We start from the raw sequence: 15,467 nt of genomic DNA, 5'->3' as shown, positions 1-15,467 counted from the left end.
AGGGCCCGATTCACGAAAGACACGAAGCCGTGACGTAGCCTAACCTTAACCGATCCCTGAGAAGTTGCTGAGCGTCGTAAAGTTTGCGTCGATGGGGTTCAGTACACGTGGGGATGACGAATGCCGCAAATCTCGCCGCTGGTCGCCGGCGATCCCACCGAGCTTGGCTCCTTCCGGCTGTCCGGGCGGATCGGCGAAGGTGGCCAGGGCATCGTCTACCTGGGCGTCAACGACAAGGACGAGCGTGCCGCGATCAAGCTGCTGCACGTCAAGTTCAGCGGCGACACCATCGCCAGGTCACGCTTCGCCAGGGAGCTGAAGGCGGCGCAGCGGGTCGCGTCGTTCTGCACCGCCCGGGTGATGGAGGCCGATCTCGACGGCGACACGCCGTACATCGCCAGCGAGTACATCGACGGCCGGCCGCTGCGCGAGGTCGTCGAGACCGACGGGCCGCTGACCGGCACGGTGCTCGACCGGCTGGCCATCGGCACCGCCACCGCGCTCACCGCGATCCACCACGCCTCGATCGTGCACCGCGACTTCAAGCCCGACAACGTGCTGATCGCCGCCGACGGGCCGCGCGTGGTCGACTTCGGCATCGCCCGCATCATCGACTCCACCGGTACGATCACCAGCCGCGCCATCGGCACCCCCGCCTACATGGCGCCCGAGCAGATCGCCGGTGACGACATCGGGCCCTTCACGGACGTCTTCTCGTGGGGGGCGACGATCGCCTTCGCCGCGACGGGGAACGTGGTCTTCGAGGGCAAGTCCATCGCGACGGTGCTCAACCGCATCCTCAACCACGAGGTCGACGTCTCCATGCTGCACGAGCCGCTGCGCAGCGTGGTGCGCGAGGCGCTGGCCAAGTCGCCGGCCGAGCGGCCGTCGGCCGACCAGATCCTGCTGCGGCTGCTGGGGCAGTCGTCCACGGCGGGGGCGTCCACGGCGGTGCTCAGCAGGGGCGTTCAGGTGGCCAGCGAGGACACCACGCCGTTCATCAGGGTGTCGACGCGGTCGATCACCGAACAGCCGGGGCGCAAGGGCTCCGTGGTGCCGCCCTCGCAGACCGGCGCCTCCCAGGTCCCGGTGCCGTCCGCTCAGACGGGTGCCTCTCCGCTGCCGTCCGTTCCCTCCGAGGTGGCGCCGCAGGACCTGCAGCACACCGGCGGACAGCACACCGCAGGACAGCACACCGCAGGACAGCACACCGCCGGGCAGCGGGCCATGACAGCGCCGTCGGGAGGACCCGCGGGCACGGTCCCGCCGCGAGGGGGCGGGGCGCCGTACCCGATGCCCGAGCCCGCCCCGCCGGCGCGGCGGCGGCGGGCGAAGGTCTGGCTGGGGCTGGCCACCGCGCTCGTGCTGATCGCCGCCGCGGCGATCGCGCTGGTGCTGAACGGCAACCTGGCCAACCTGACGTTCCTGCCGGGCTCGGACCCGGCCGAGGACACGCCCGAGCCCGCCACCAGCTTCGCCACGGTGGCCGACAAGGTGGCGCAGACCGGGAAGATCGTGATCGGCGTCAAGGGCGACCTGCCGGGCGTCGCGCTGCAGAACGGCGGCGAGTTCGAGGGCTTCGACATCGAGATCGCCAAGCGGATCGCGACCGAGCTGGGGGCCAAGGAGACGACGTTCGTCCAGGTCGGCAGGTACGACCGCGAGCCCGCCCTGGCCGAGGGCCGGGTGGACCTGGTCGTGGCCACCTACTCGATCGACCAGAGCCGGACGCAGTTCGCCGGGCCGTACTACCTGGCCCACCAGGACCTCCTGGTACGCGCGGGCGACGGCATCGAGAAGATCGGCGACCTGAAGGGCAAGCGGATCTGCGCGCCCAACAGCCCGTCGGTCGGCGCCGTGCAGGACCGGGTGAAGGTCATACCGGTCACGGCCAGCGACTACGCCGCCTGCATGGACCTGCTCAGGAGCGGCAAGGTGAGCGCGGTGCCCGGCGACGACCTGATCCTGGCGGGCTTCGCGGCCAGGGAGAACATGCGCTACAAGATCCTCGGCGCCAAGCTCACCAACGAGCGTTACGGCGTCGGCATCAGGAGCGGCGACGTGCGGACCTGCCAGGCGGTGGAGGCGGTCATCGCCGACTTCTACGCCAGGGGCTACATCCAGCAGCTCCTGACCAGGTACTTCGAGAAGGTGGAGTTCGACGCGGAGCTGAAGGTGCCCGCGATGGAAACCTGCTGATGACGAGCGGGTAACATCCCAGGCGTCAACGATTCTTGCTGGGAGTTAGGGGTAGGCCATGGCGTCGTCAGCCACTGTGCCCGTAAAGGTGACCGTCACCGGAGCCGCCGGCCAGATCGGCTACGCACTGCTGTTCCGCATCGCGTCGGGGCAGCTGCTCGGCGCCGACGTCCCGGTCAAGCTCAGCCTGCTGGAGATCCCGCAGGCGGTGAAGGCGGCCGAGGGCACGGCGATGGAGCTGGACGACTGCGCGTTCCCGCTGCTGTCCGGCATCGAGATCACCGACGACCCCAACGTCGCCTTCGCCGGGGCCAACGTGGCGCTGCTGGTCGGCGCCATGCCGCGTAAGGCCGGCATGGAGCGCGGCGACCTGCTCGGCGCCAACGGCGGCATCTTCGGCCCGCAGGGCAAGGCCATCAACGACCACGCCGCCGACGACATCAAGGTCCTGGTCGTGGGCAACCCGGCCAACACCAACGCGCTCATCGCCCAGCGGAACGCGCCCGACGTGCCGGCCGACCGCTTCACCGCGATGACCAGGCTCGACCACAACCGCGCGCTGTCCCAGCTCGCCGCCAAGCTGCAGGTGCCGGTCGCCGAGATCAAGAAGATGACGATCTGGGGCAACCACTCCGCCACGCAGTACCCCGACCTGTTCCACGCCGAGGTGGGCGGCAAGGTCGCGGCCGAGCAGGTCGACACCGAGTGGCTGCGCGACACGTTCATCCCGACGGTGGCCAAGCGCGGCGCCGCCATCATCGACGCCCGCGGCGCCTCCTCGGCCGCCTCGGCCGCCAACGCCGCGATCGACCACGTCTACGACTGGGTCAACGGCACCGACTGGACCTCGGCTGCCGTGGTCTCCGACGGCTCCTACGGCGTGCCGGAGGGCCTCATCTCGTCGTTCCCGGTGCGGGCGGCGGGCGGCAAGTTCGAGATCATCCAGGGTCTCGAGATCGACGGGTTCTCCCGCGAGCGCATCGACGCCAGCGTGCGCGAGCTGGAGGAGGAGCGCCAGGCCGTTCAGGAGCTGGGCCTCATCTGAGCCGCCGCACCGAACGCGCGCCCTCCACGGCGGGGGCGCGCGTTTCGCTTCCCGGGATGGTCTACGGGGGCACCGCGTCGGGGCAGGAGGTCGGCTGGGTGGCCGGAGCGGGCTGCGGGGTGGCGAAGAGCACGCCGGCCGCCGCCAGCGCGCTGCACACCACGATGAGGGCACCGAAGATCAGCTTCGTGACCCTTGGTGAAAAGCTCCTCACATTTCGGTATCACAGCACATATTGACGCTCCGTATGGTCATTTCGCGGAAAGCGCTCCCCAGGCGTCGGCGACGATGTCGCGCAGCGCCGCCCGCTCCGGCTTCCAGCCCAGCTCGCGCTGGATCCTGGCGGACGAGGCGACCAGCACGGCCGGATCGCCGGGCCGCCGGTCGCCGACGACGGCGGGGATCTCGTGCCCGGTGACCTCGCGGCAGACCGAGATCACCTCCTGCACGGAGAAGCCGGTGCCGCTGCCCAGGTTGTAGACGCGGTGCTCGCCGGGGGTGGTCGCGTCCAGTGCCAGCAGGTGGGCCCTGGCCAGGTCGGCGACGTGGATGTAGTCGCGGACGCAGGTGCCGTCGGCCGTGGGGTAGTCGGTGCCGAACACGCTGACCGACTCGCGCTCGCCGGTCGCCACCTTCAGCACGTTCGGGATGAGGTGGGTCTCGATCGTGTGCCGCTCGCGGAACCGCCCGTAGGCGCCGGCCACGTTGAAGTACCGCAGGCTCACCGCGCCCAGCCCGCGCTGCCGCGCGTACGCGCTGAGCGCGGTGTCCACGGCCAGCTTGGAGGCGCCGTACGGGTTGGTCGGCCGGGTCGGGTCGTCCTCCTCGATCGGCGAGCGCTCCGGCTCCCCGTACGTGGCAGCCGTCGAGGAGAACACGATCCGCCCCACGCCCTTGTCGCGCATCGCGTCCAGCAGCCCCAGAGTGCCGCCCAGGTTGTTGGCCCAGTAGAGACCCGGCTTCTGCACCGACTCGCCCACCAGCGACTTGGCCGCGAAGTGCAGCACCGCGTCCACGCCGTCGAGCGCCTGCCCGGCCTCGGTGATGTCCGCCCGGACGAAACGCGCACCCTCCGGCACCGCGTCCTCATGCCCGGTTGACAGGTCGTCGAGTACGGTCACCTCGTGCCCCGCCTCGATGAGCTGCGCCGCGACCACGCTTCCGACGTACCCGGCGCCTCCGGTGACCAGTAGCCTCATGTGTACTCCTGTTCGTATATGTTTGATTTTGTCAGGCTTGCCGTTCAGCATACGCGGGAAAGCCGACGAGTACGCTGCCAACCACCATGTTTGACACCGTCGCGGCCAACATCGCCCTGGTCCTGCTGTTCATCCTGATCGGGGGTTTCTTCGCGGCCGCAGAAATCGCCATGGTCTCCCTGCGCGACAGCCAGGTCCGCAAACTCTCGCAACGGGGACGTCGCGGTGAGCGCGTGGCCAAGCTGGCCCGCGACCCCAACAGGTTCCTGTCCGCCGTCCAGATCGGCGTGACCGTGGCCACCATGTTGTCGGCCGCGTTCGGCGCCGACCGGCTCGCGGCGCAGCTCGTGCCCGTGCTGGAGGGCTGGGGGGTGCCGGGGGCCGTGGCGCCCGTGCTGGCCCTGGTCCTGGTCACGCTGGCCATCTCGTACGTGTCGCTGGTGCTCGGGGAGCTGGCGCCCAAGCGGCTGGCGCTGCAGCGGGCCGAGGGGCTGTCGCTGTACGTGGCGCCGTTCCTGGACCGGATCGCCTCCCTGTCGCGCCCGATCATCTGGATGTTGTCCAAGTCCACCGACGGCGTGGTCCGGCTGCTCGGCGGCAACCCGCAGGCCGACAGGGAGGAGGTCACCACTGAGGAGCTGCGCGACATGGTGGTGGGGCACACCGACCTGACCGCCGACGAGCGCAAGCTCATCGGCGAGGTGTTCGCCGCGGGCAAGCGGCAGCTCAGGGAGGTGATGCTGCCGCGCACCGAGGTCGAGTTCATGGAGGCCGACACGCCGCTGACGCAGGCCGCCCGGCTGGCCGCCACGCTCCCGCACTCGCGCTTCCCTGTCTACCGCGACACCTACGACGAGGTCATCGGGTTCGTGCACGTCCGCGACCTGCTGGATCCCGAGCTGACCGGCCGCACCGAGCCGATCAGCGCCGTCGTGCCGATCAGGGCCGCCAAGTTCGTGCCCGCCTCCAAGCGCCTGCTCACCACGCTGAACGAGATGCGCGACGAGGGCCAGCACCTGGCCATCGTGGTGGACGAGTACGGCGGCACGGCCGGCATCGTCACCATGGAGGACCTGGTCGAGGAGCTGATCGGCGACATCAGGGACGAGTACGACGTCGAGGAGGACGTCGTGATCCTGCCCGCGGGCGAGATCGAGATCGACGGCCTGACGAACCTCAACGACTTCGCCACCGAGACCGGCATCCGCCTGCCCGACGGCCCGTACGAGACGCTGGCCGGCTTCGTCATGGCGATGCTGGGGCACGTGCCCGCCGTGGGGGAGCGGGTGGAGTTCTCCGGCTTCGAGCTGGCCGTCACCGAGCTGGACGGCCGCCGGATCGCCCGGGTGAGGGTGAAACGCCGACCGGCCGTCGAGTCGCCGCCGGAGCAGGATTCCTGACACAATTGCCTGCTATGGCCAGACCTCGTGTACTCTCCGGCATCCAGCCCACCGCGGACTCCTTCCACCTGGGCAACTACCTGGGTGCGGTCCGCCAGTGGGTCACCATGCAGGAGACCCACGACGCGTTCTACTGCGTGGTCGATCTTCACGCGATCACCGTGCCGACCGAGCCCGACGCGCTGCGCCGCCGCAGCCGCGTGGCCGCGGCCCAGCTCTTCGCCGCCGGGCTCGACCCGGAGCGTTCCACCGTCTTCGTGCAGTCGCACGTGCGCGAGCACACCGAGCTGGCGTGGGTGCTGATCTGCCTCACCGGCATGGGCGAGGCGGGGCGGATGACGCAGTTCAAGGACAAGTCGGCCAAGTTCGGGGAGAGCGCGGCCAGCGTGGGCCTGTTCACCTACCCGATCCTCCAGGCCGCCGACATCCTGCTCTACCAGGCCAACCTGGTGCCGGTCGGGGCCGACCAGAAGCAGCACCTGGAGCTCACCCGCGACCTGGGCCAGCGGTTCAACCACCGCTTCGGTGACACGTTCACGCTGCCGGACCCGTACATCCTCAAGGAGGTCGAGAAGATCACCGACCTCCAGGATCCGACGGCGAAGATGTCGAAGTCGTCATCCAGCCCCGCGGGCATCCTCGACGTGCTGGAGCAGCCGGGGCCGCTGCGCAAGAAGGTCATGCGGGCGGTGACCGACACGGGCTCGGAGGTCCTGTTCGACGAGGCGAACAAGCCGGGCATCTCCAACCTGCTGCGCATCCAGTCGGCGCTGACCGGCACGCCCATCCCCGAGCTGGTCGCCCGCTACGAGGGGCAGGGGTACGGCACGTTCAAGAAGGACGTCGCCGAGGCCGTCGAGCAGACGTTCGCGCCGATCAGGGAGCGTACGGAGAAGCTGCTGGCCGACGAGAAGGAGCTCGACCGGATGCTGGCGATCGGTGCCGAGCGGGCGTCGGCGGTGGCGAAGGAGACGATGGCGCAGGTGCGCGATCGGGTGGGCTTCCTGCCCAAGCTGTAAGGACCCACTCGAAAGGCCGGGCTCGTGCGGCCCGGCCTTTTTTCATGCCCTCGCGAGGAGCGTCGTTCGCTCATTTGCGCTGGCGGCCACCGTCGCGGGCGACCCGGCGCAGCTCATCGCGGCCCGCGCGGTGATGGGCGCCGGCGGCGCGCTGATCATGACCCTGGTGGACGGGGGCCTGCTGGAGCTGGACGCGAAGGTCGTGGACGTGCTGCCCGAGTTCGGCACCCCCGGCCCCGGGGTCACCGCGACGATCACCGGCAGGCAGCTCCTCTCGCACACCGGTGGCGTGGCCAACGACTTCACCTACGACTCGGGCCGCGGCTGGACCCTGTACGACCGGACGGCGTCACCGGCTACGGCCACGACGGCGCCGCCATCGGCCAGTACGGCAACCTGCGCGTCGTCCCCCAGGCCGGCGTGGCCGTGGTCCTGCTCACCAACGGCGGCTCCGCCCGCCGCCTGTACGCCGACCTGTTCGCCGAGCTGCTCGGCGAGCTGGCCGGGGTCCGCATATGGCGCCCGTCACGGAGACGGTGTTCGCCGCCTCCGGCGCGGGACCGTCCTTCAGCGAGGACTACATGCCCGTCGTCTTCTCCACCCCCGCCGACGGCACCCGGTGCGTCTACGTCGGCATGCGGGCCCCGCCGGAAGTCACGGCCTGACCGGGACCCGGGTACCGCCCGCGGTTCCTCCTCGCGCCCGACGACCGCGGCCCTCGCCGCCGACAGGCTGGAAGGGCGGGATCGCGGAGCGGAGGAGGGATGGCGGTGGTGTGGCCGGCAGTCAGGCTGGCAGTGTGGCTGGCAGTGTGGCTGGCAGGGCGGACGTTGCGCCGGCACCCGGGGAGCGCGCTGGGCGCGCTGGTGACCCTGGTGGTGGCCGCGGCCATGGTGAGCGCGTTCTGGTTCGTCATCGACTCGGCCGAGCGGGCGCGGCCCCCCGTCGAGCGGTACGCGGGCGTGCCCCTGGTCGTCGGGACCGGTGGCGTCGCCGGGGCGATCCCGCCGGAGCTGGTCGCGGCCGTCAAGGAGCTGCCGGAGGTGGGCGCGGCCGTCCCCGAGATCACGTTCCCCGTCGGGCCCGGGGCCGGAGGGCACGGGTGGTCCAGCGCCCGGCTGACACCGTTCCGGCTGGTCGCGGGCCGGCCGCCGAGGGCGGCGGGTGAGGTGGTCGTGGACACCACCACGCCGGAGACCGATGTCGGTGACCGCGTCACGGTCGAGCCGGTCGGCGTCGGAGACCAGGTCAAGGTCGAGGCGGCCGGCGTCGTACGGTCTCACCGGGTCGTCGGCGTGGCCGCGGCGGCCGGGCCGTGGCGGCACCAGCGGGCGCTGTTCTTCACCGACGACCACGCCGCCGCGCTGGCGGGCCGCGGCACGGGCGTGGACGCGCTCGGCGTGTACCCGCGCCCCGGCGTCGGGATGGCGGCGCTGGAGGCGGTGGTCGGGCGGGCCGTGGCGCCGTACGCGGGGGGCGGCGTGCGGATCGCCACCGGCGCGGCCCGCGCCCTGGAGGAGGGCAACGGCCTGGCCACCGGCTCGCTGAACGCCCCCTGGTTCCTGCTGGGCACCACGGTGCTCGTCGCGACCGGCATGGTGGCGGCCGCCCTGGGCCTGTCGGTACGGCGGCGCGGCAGGGAGCTGGCCGTCCTGCGGGCCATCGGCGCCTACCCCCGGCAGCTCAGGCGCATGCTGCTCGCCGAGGGACTGATCCTCGCGGCGGTCGCCACGGCGGGGGGCGTCCCGCTCGGCGCCCTGGCCGCGCCGGTGATCGCGGACCGGCTCCGCGATTTCGGCACGCTCGGCACGGCGTTCGAGCTGACCTACCGGCCGCAGCCGGCCCTGTGGACGCTGGCCTTCACCGTGGCCGTCGCGCTGGCGGCGAGCCTCATGGCCGGAGCGCGGACCTCGCGGATCCGCCCGGGCGACGCGCTCGGCGAGGCGCCCCAGGAGGGCCGGCGCATCGGCAGGGGCCGGCTGCTGACGGGGCTGGCGCTGGCCGCCGTGGCCACCGTGCTGTCCGCGCTCCAGCTCGGGCAGGTGACGGACTTCGGCGGGCAGGTCGGGACGCTGCTCGCGCAGTTCCTCATGTTCGCCCTGGTCGTGGCCGCCGCCGGGCTGGTGGCGCCGTGGGCCGTGCTCGCCGCGGGCCGGCTCGTGCGCGGTGCCGTGGGGCGCGTGTCCCGGGTGGGCGGCTTCCTCGCCACGGCCAACGTGCTGTTCAACCACCGCAGGTTCGCCGGGGCGGTGGGGGCGATCACGCTCGGCGTGACGCTGGCCGGCGTGGTCACCGGCACCCAGTCGTTCTACGACTGGCGCGCGGCCGCCCGGGCGGCCGGGGAGATCACCGCCGGTCACGTGCTGCTGTCGGACACCGGGCTCTCGCCGGAGCTGCTCAGGGACGGCGCCGTCGGGCTGCGCGCGATGCCCGTCACGATGGACGGCCGCACCACGGACGCCACGGTGGTCACCGGGGACGTCACCCGGGCGCTCGGCCTGCCCGTGCGCGGCCGGCCGCTGAACGACCTGCGCGAGGGCGAGGTCGCCCTCCGCGAGTCGCTGGCGGCCAGGACCGGCGCCGCGCCGGGCACCCGGGTCCGGATCCGCTTCCCCGGCTCCCGCGAGCCCGCCACGTACACGGTGGCGGCCGTCTACCGGGACACGTCCGAGCTGGCGTCCCTGCTGTTCCCCGGCCTCGACGGCACCGCCGCCCACCTGGCGGGCGGGCCGTACTTGCGGATCTACACGCACGGCGAGGCCGCGCACCCGGCGGCGCTGACCCGGCAGGAGTACGTCGGGCACAAGGCGCTCGAGAACGCCGGGCGCAACCGCGTGCTGCCCTACGTCGCCGTGCTGATCGCGCTGTTCAGCCTGGTGGCGGCCGTCAACGGCCTCTGCCTGGCGCTGTTCGACCGCGGGCGCGAGTTCGTCGGTATGCGGCGGCTCGGCATGGGCCGCGGCCAGGTCACGCGGATGGCCTGCTGGGAGAGCGTGCTCACCGTCGTCCCCGTGCTCGTCCTGGCCCTGGCCGCGACCGTCTGGACCGTGCTGGTGTGCGCGGCGAGCGAGCCGGGCGGCCTGGCCGCCCTGGTGTCCTTCATCCCCTTCGGCTGGCTGGCGCCGCTGGGTGCCGGCGCGATCCTGGCCGCGCTGGCGGGCTCGGTCCTCGCCGTACGCGCGGCGATGCGCGACGAGAGGCAGGCACTTCTGTGAACGCGGTACGGCTCGACCACGTCACCAAGGTCTACGGCACGGGCGCGTCCGCCGTCACCGCGCTGGAGGACGTCAGCCACGGCTTCGCCCGCGGCTCGTTCACCGCGGTGACGGGGCCGTCGGGGTCCGGCAAGAGCACGCTGCTGCAGTGCGCCGCCGGGCTGGTCCGCCCCACCTCGGGCGCGGTCAGCGTGGGCGGCGACGACCTCGGGGCGCTTGGGGAGCACGAGCTGACGACCCTGCGCAGGGAGCGGATCGGGTTCGTCTTCCAGACGTACAACCTGCTGCCCGCGCTCACGGCCAGGGAGAACATCGAGCTGCCGCCCCGGCTCGCGGGCCGCGCGGCTGAGCGGGGCTGGGTGGCGGAGCTGATCGGCAGGACCGGCCTCGCCGGCCACGTGGACCGGCGCCCGCACGAGCTGTCAGGCGGCCAGCAGCAGCGAGTGGCGATCTGCCGCGCCCTGGTGTCCAGGCCCGACGTCGTCTTCGCCGACGAGCCGACGGGCAACCTCGACAGCAGGTCGGGCCGGGAGATCCTGGCCCTGCTCCGCCTCGTCGTGGACACGCTGGGGCAGACCGTCATCATGGTGACGCACGACGCGCAGGCCGCCTCGCACGCCGACCGCGTGCTCGTGCTCGGCGACGGGCGGGTGGTGGAGCCGGCCCCGCGTCAGGGCTCGCCGGGGGTGACCAGCCCGGCCTCGTAGGCGGCGATCACGGCCTGGGCTCGGTCCCGCACCCCGAGCTTGCCGAACAGGTCGCTCACCCGGTTCTTCACCGTCGAGACCGACAGCCCCAGCTCGGCGGCGATCTGCGTGTTGGACAGCCCGCGCGCGATCAGCTCCAGCACCTGCCGGTCCCGCCCGGTGAGGCCGGTCAGCGGCCCGGCCTTGACGGCTCTCGGCCTGGCCGGGCGGACGAACGTCTCGATCAGGCCGACCAGCAGCCGGGGCGCCACCGCCGCCTCACCCCGGTGCACCACCCTGATGCCCTCGATCAGCTCCTCCGGCGAGGAGTCCTTGGGCAGGAACCCCGACGCGCCCGCGCGCAGCGCCGCCACCACGTGCTCCTCCAGGTCGAACGTGCTCAGCGCGAGCACCCTGACCTCCGGCAGCTCCGCGGTGATCCGCTCGGTCGCGGCCACGCCGTCCATCCCGGGCAGGTACAGGTCCATCAGCACCACGTCCGGGCGCAGGGCGTGGCACCGGCGTACCGCCTCGGCGCCGTCACCCGCCTCGCCCACCGTGGTCAGGCCGGGCGCGGTCTCCAGCAGCAGCCGCAGCCCGGTGCGGACGACGGTGTGGTCGTCCACGATCAGCACCTTGATCACGTCCTGAGCGGTCATGGCCTCTCCACAAGCGGGATCCGGGCGTGCACCACGAACCCTCCGCGCGGCGACGGCCCCGCGCGCAGCTCGCCCCCGCACAGCGACACCCTCTCGGCCATCCCCGCCAGCCCCAACCCCACGCCGACGTCGCCGGGCCTGGGCTGCCCGTCGTCGCCGACCTCCACCTCGACCAGCCCCGGCTGGTACGTCAGCAGCACCCGCGACCGGGCGCCCGCCGCGTGCTTGCGGGTGTTGGTGAGCGCCTCCTGGACGATGCGGTACACCGCGTGGTCCACGGTCGTCGGCAGCTCGACGGCCTCGCCGGCGACCTCCAGCGTGGCGTTGCCCGACTCCTCGACCAGCGCGGGCAGCCGTGCCACGCCGACGTCCGCCTGGTCGTCCACCGGCTCCCCGTCGGTACGCAGCACGTCGAGCAGGTGCCGCATCTCCGCCATCGCCTGCCGGGCGGTGTCCTCGCCGGTGCGCAGGGTCTCCTCGGCACGCCCGGGGTCGAGGGGGATCGTGCGCCTGGCCACGCCCATGTAGAGGGACATCACGCTGACGTGGTGGGCGATCACGTCGTGCAGCTCGCGGGCGATGCGGCGGCGCTCCTCCCGTACCGCGAGCTCCGCCGCCTGCTGCTGGCGCCTGTGGAGCAGCTCGGCACGCAGCCGTACGATGTGCCCGGCCGCCACCGGCGCCGCGGGGCTGAGCCCGACGGTCAGGACCGAGGCCAGTGACGCGCCTTCCCAGCCGGCTCCTGAGCGCACCGCGCCGACCATCACGGCCAGCGCCCCGATGCCGATCGCCAGCCGGCCGGAGGCGTGGCGGCCCACGCTGTAGAGGGCGATCAGCGCGGAGCTGACGGGAGCGTCGTACTCGGGTGGCTGGGTGCCGATCAGGTAGAGCACCCCCGCCATCACGGCCACCGAGGCCGGGTAACGGCGCCGCAGCAGCATGAGACCCGCGCCCGCCACGGCGAGCAGCACCACCCTGGCGCCGAGCCCGTAGCTCGCCAGCCCCAGCTCCGCCGCCAGCACGACCGCGGCGGCTCCGGCGTCGCTCGCCCAGGCGGGTAAGCGCCACCGCCCGCGTACGGCCCCGACGATCACACCCCCAACATAACCCGCCGTTGCCAGCGCTCCTTAGCGGCGCTAAATTGCACTTAGCATCGCTAAGGAGCCTGGCCATGATCATCACAGCGAAGGCAGCCGACGGGACGGAGGCGCGGGCCGTCGACGAGGGCGGCGGACCCGCCGTCCTGGTCCTGCACCCGGGCCTGGACGACGGGACCTCCTGGAAGGCGGTGGCCGCGCGGCTGGCCCCGCACCACCGGGTCGTCCGCCTCCACCGCCGCCGCTACCGGCTGGACCTGGACCAGCGGGCCCCCTGCACGGTCGCGCAGGAGGTCGAGCACGTCCTCGCGATGGCGGAGGCGATCGGCGGCGGGCCGGTGCTGCTGGCGGGGCACTCCTCGGGCGCGGTGATCGCGCTGGAGGCCATGGTGGCGGCGCCGTCCGCCTTCGCGGGCGCGGTGCTCTACGAGCCCCCGGCCGTCATCGGCCCGCCCCTGGGAGGTCCGGGCGGCGAGGTCCACCGCCGCGCCCGCGCCGCCATCGCCGCGGGCCGCCCCGGCCGGGCCATGCGCATCTTCGTCCGCGACACGGTGGGGCTGCCCGGCTGGGCGGCGCTGCTGGCGGGCTGGTTCGTGGCCGTGACGCCCCGGATGCGCGCCCTGGCTCCGCGCCAGATCGAGGACAACGTCGCCATGGACGCGCTCGGGGTCCGCCTGGACGCGTACGCGGGCATCCGGGCGCCGGTGGTGCTGCTGGGCGGCGACCGCAGCCCGGCACACCTGGGGGAGCGGCTGGACGCACTGGAACGCACCCTTCCGCACCCCCGCCGGGTGCTCCTGCCAGGCCAGGGCCACTCGGCCCACGCCAAGGCCCCGGACCGCGTCGCCGCCGTCATCGCCTCCCTCGCCGCCGAGGTGTACGGCGAGTCATAGGCGGGGGCTCATGATCTCCTGGCTGCCCGGTGCACGCGCAGCAGGGCACGCAGGGCGGCCAGGCTGGGCCTGGTGAGGCGGGTCTCGTCATGGACGGCGGTCCATCCGGAATGATCTCGTGCGAACGACCACCCGGGGAACTCTCGCGTGGCCTCCTGAAGCAGTCGTTCCATGACGAAATCGGCACTCGGCGCTCTGGTCATGGACGCAGAGTCGCACCGGCACGGCGCTCCGTGACGAACTCTGGCGAAAGATCTCCCCGTTCGTATCGCGCGAACTCAGAGTTCGCAGCGGTCATCAGAGTTCGCAGTGGTCAGATGGGGATGTCGTGCCGCTCGGCGAGATAACGCACCTCCGGCGCCCAGGACGGCCTGGCCCGCCGCGCCAGCGACCGGACCATCTCGCGCAGCAGCAGCTTGTGGTCGAGCTCCTCGGGGCACTCGCGCTCGATGCGCAGGAGGTGCAGCAGGCTGGCGGCGTCGTCGCCGGTGTCCTCGCAGGCGCGGGCGACGTGGCCGAGGTGGGTGGTGCGGCGCTCGATGGACGGCGTGCGGCGCAGGTCGATGTCGTCGGCCAGGTGCAGCACCGCCTCGGGCCGGCCGGTGTCGTTCTCGATGCTGGCCATGTGGATGGCGACGTTGGTGGGGCCGAAGAAGGCCAGGTCGTACACGCCGGAGGAGTCCTCGACGCGCTCGGCCAGGCGTGCCGCCGGGCCGCGTATCCGCTCCCTGGCCTGGTCGTCGGCCCCCATGCGGGCCTCGCCGATGGCGGCGAGCAGGTGCAGCGCGCCGAGCGCCTTGACGTGGCGCTCGTCGCCGTCCCCGACGTGCGGTTCGAGCTGCTCGATGGCGCGCCGGGCCACGTCGTACGCGATCTGGTGCATGTCGTCCGACAACATCGACTGCCCCAGGTTCCAGTACGCCCACGCGATCATCAGCGGATCGGCGGACTCCTCGGCGAAGCGCATCGCCCGGTCGGCGGCCAGATGCGCCAGATCCACCCGCCGCAGGTGCTTGAGCACCCCTCTGGCCAGCAGGTACGCGTCCGTCGCCACGCTGTACGACCGGTGCGTGCGCTCCAGGGCGAGGCTCTCGGCGTCGGTGACGAGCGACGGCAGCGCGGCCATGAGGATCGAGTAGCGCCGCTGCGAGGTGAACCAGGCGTTGCGGGCCGCCGCCACCCGTTCGGAGACCTGCTCGGCGTCGGGCGGCTCGATGTCGGGCCGCAGCGTCGAGCTGGTGAACAGGGCCCGCTCGATGTCGCTGATCTGCGGCCTGCTGGGCTCGTGGGAGTCGCGCGGGGTCTCACCCAGCAGCACGGCGGTGCGTACGCCCAGGACCTTGGCGATCTCCCGCAGTAAGGGGAGCGAGGGTGTTCTCTTGCCGTGCTCGATCAGCTCGATGTGCCTGGGGGTGCAGCCGGACTGGGTGGCCAGCGCGGTGGTGCTCATTCCCCGGCGCTCGCGCTGGAGCCTGACCATCTGCCCGGTGCTGATTTCGGCCATGGGCGTGACGCCTCCTGGATCGGTCCCAACTGCACTCAGGCTAGGGCTCCCGATGTGCGCCCGCAGTGGTTTCCGCCCTGCTCAGGCCCGCGAATGATGGGCCCACAGCCGGGCGAGCAAAGCGGAGAACTGTTCACGTTCCGGTCCGGTCAGTGGCGCGAGCAGGTCGTCCTGAAGGTCGGCGACGAGCCGGTCGAGCCGTTCCAGGTGGCGGCGGCCCGAGGCGGTCATGGTGATGACGTTGCGGCGGCGGTCGGCGGGGTCCGGCGCGCGCTCGACGTGGCCGTGCTCCTCCAGCTCGTTGAGTACGGCGACCATGTCGCTGCGGTAGATGCCGGTGCGCCTGCTCAGCTCGGCCTGGCTCGCGGGGCCTGACGCGTGCAGCGCGACGAGTGCCGCGTAGTGCCACTTGCGGGCGCCCACCGCGCCGAGGCGCTCGCCGGCGAGCCGGTCGCTGTACATCGCCACCTGCGTCAGCATCCGGCTGGGCAGCGCGCGGAGCTGCTCGGGGGTGGACTGCTCGTCCATCTCGTACGTCACAGCCGCGATCC

15 protein-coding genes and 1 pseudogene are annotated in these 15,467 nt (G+C 72.4%); 9 read left to right on the top strand and 7 right to left on the bottom strand.

Features of this window, described 5'->3' with window-relative positions; translation table 11 throughout:
• The first annotated feature begins 120 nt into the window (after nucleotides 1–120).
• Both HD593_RS51455 and HD593_RS51450 read left to right on the top strand, forming a co-directional pair.
• A complete protein-coding gene (locus HD593_RS51455; RefSeq protein WP_185110167.1) occupies nucleotides 121–2,199 on the top strand; it encodes a serine/threonine-protein kinase in 2,079 nt (692 codons plus the stop codon).
• Between the two features lie 58 nt (nucleotides 2,200–2,257).
• The gene (locus HD593_RS51450; protein ID WP_185110166.1) at nucleotides 2,258–3,244 is read left to right on the top strand and encodes a malate dehydrogenase; all 987 of its coding nucleotides are present in this window, start codon (nucleotides 2,258–2,260) and stop codon (nucleotides 3,242–3,244) included.
• Nucleotides 3,245–3,305: 61 nt separating this feature from the next.
• On the opposite strand, the gene HD593_RS51445 is transcribed toward HD593_RS51450, so the two are convergent.
• Together HD593_RS51445 and galE are read right to left on the bottom strand one after the other, a co-directional pair.
• Nucleotides 3,306–3,458, bottom strand: a complete 153-nt coding sequence (locus HD593_RS51445; RefSeq protein WP_185110165.1) for a hypothetical protein — start codon at nucleotides 3,456–3,458, stop codon at nucleotides 3,306–3,308.
• A 37-nt stretch (nucleotides 3,459–3,495) separates the two neighbouring features.
• Nucleotides 3,496–4,443, bottom strand: coding sequence for a UDP-glucose 4-epimerase GalE (galE, locus tag HD593_RS51440; RefSeq protein WP_185110164.1), 948 nt, complete (start codon nucleotides 4,441–4,443; stop codon nucleotides 3,496–3,498).
• 86 nt (nucleotides 4,444–4,529) lie between these two features.
• Between galE and HD593_RS51435 the strand changes: the two genes are divergently transcribed.
• The 6 genes and pseudogenes from HD593_RS51435 (at nucleotide 4,530) to HD593_RS51415 (ending at nucleotide 10,784) form a co-directional block, all read left to right on the top strand.
• Nucleotides 4,530–5,843 carry a hemolysin family protein gene (locus HD593_RS51435; protein WP_185110163.1) on the top strand — a complete coding sequence of 438 codons (1,314 nt, stop codon included), beginning with the start codon at nucleotides 4,530–4,532 and terminating at the stop codon, nucleotides 5,841–5,843.
• Between the two features lie 14 nt (nucleotides 5,844–5,857).
• The gene (trpS, locus tag HD593_RS51430; RefSeq protein WP_185110162.1) at nucleotides 5,858–6,862 is read left to right on the top strand and encodes a tryptophan--tRNA ligase; all 1,005 of its coding nucleotides are present in this window, start codon (nucleotides 5,858–5,860) and stop codon (nucleotides 6,860–6,862) included.
• A gap of 133 nt (nucleotides 6,863–6,995) precedes the next feature.
• Nucleotides 6,996–7,118, top strand: a pseudogene (locus HD593_RS64875) (hypothetical protein); the annotation flags it as partial.
• A gap of 259 nt (nucleotides 7,119–7,377) precedes the next feature.
• Nucleotides 7,378–7,527, top strand: coding sequence for a hypothetical protein (locus HD593_RS64870; protein WP_312904347.1), 150 nt, complete (start codon nucleotides 7,378–7,380; stop codon nucleotides 7,525–7,527).
• 105 nt (nucleotides 7,528–7,632) lie between these two features.
• Nucleotides 7,633–10,077, top strand: coding sequence for an FtsX-like permease family protein (locus HD593_RS62865; RefSeq protein ID WP_185110161.1), 2,445 nt, complete (start codon nucleotides 7,633–7,635; stop codon nucleotides 10,075–10,077).
• Nucleotides 10,074–10,784: an ABC transporter ATP-binding protein gene (locus tag HD593_RS51415; RefSeq protein ID WP_312904346.1), complete on the top strand. Its 711-nt coding sequence runs from the start codon at nucleotides 10,074–10,076 to the stop codon at nucleotides 10,782–10,784. Before HD593_RS62865 ends, HD593_RS51415 begins: the two co-directional genes overlap by 4 nt.
• Here the strand turns inward: HD593_RS51415 and HD593_RS51410 are convergent.
• Both HD593_RS51410 and HD593_RS62860 read right to left on the bottom strand, forming a co-directional pair.
• Nucleotides 10,748–11,422, bottom strand: a complete 675-nt coding sequence (locus tag HD593_RS51410) for a response regulator (RefSeq protein ID WP_185110160.1) — start codon at nucleotides 11,420–11,422, stop codon at nucleotides 10,748–10,750. The genes HD593_RS51415 and HD593_RS51410 overlap by 37 nt on opposite strands.
• Nucleotides 11,419–12,516, bottom strand: coding sequence for a sensor histidine kinase (locus tag HD593_RS62860; RefSeq protein ID WP_185110159.1), 1,098 nt, complete (start codon nucleotides 12,514–12,516; stop codon nucleotides 11,419–11,421). Before HD593_RS62860 ends, HD593_RS51410 begins: the two co-directional genes overlap by 4 nt.
• A 77-nt stretch (nucleotides 12,517–12,593) precedes the next feature.
• On the opposite strand from HD593_RS62860, the gene HD593_RS51400 reads away from it, so the two are divergent.
• Complete coding sequence (locus HD593_RS51400) at nucleotides 12,594–13,412, top strand: alpha/beta fold hydrolase (protein ID WP_221525379.1); 819 nt, start codon at nucleotides 12,594–12,596, stop codon at nucleotides 13,410–13,412.
• An 8-nt stretch (nucleotides 13,413–13,420) separates the two neighbouring features.
• On the opposite strand, the gene HD593_RS51395 is transcribed toward HD593_RS51400, so the two are convergent.
• The 3 genes from HD593_RS51395 to HD593_RS51385 all read right to left on the bottom strand — a co-directional run bounded on the left by HD593_RS51395 (nucleotide 13,421) and on the right by HD593_RS51385 (nucleotide 15,456).
• Entirely contained in the window at nucleotides 13,421–13,585 is a 165-nt protein-coding gene (locus HD593_RS51395; protein WP_185110158.1) for a hypothetical protein, read from the bottom strand.
• A 140-nt stretch (nucleotides 13,586–13,725) separates the two neighbouring features.
• Nucleotides 13,726–14,916, bottom strand: coding sequence for a helix-turn-helix domain-containing protein (locus tag HD593_RS51390; RefSeq protein ID WP_185110157.1), 1,191 nt, complete (start codon nucleotides 14,914–14,916; stop codon nucleotides 13,726–13,728).
• Between the two features lie 81 nt (nucleotides 14,917–14,997).
• Nucleotides 14,998–15,456, bottom strand: coding sequence for a MarR family winged helix-turn-helix transcriptional regulator (locus HD593_RS51385; RefSeq protein ID WP_312904345.1), 459 nt, complete (start codon nucleotides 15,454–15,456; stop codon nucleotides 14,998–15,000).
• Nucleotides 15,457–15,467 lie beyond the last annotated feature (11 nt).

The sequence above is a fragment of the Nonomuraea rubra genome (assembly GCF_014207985.1).
GTDB classification, from domain to species: domain Bacteria; phylum Actinomycetota; class Actinomycetes; order Streptosporangiales; family Streptosporangiaceae; genus Nonomuraea; species Nonomuraea rubra.
This window is presented reverse-complemented; position numbering and strand designations above follow the sequence as displayed.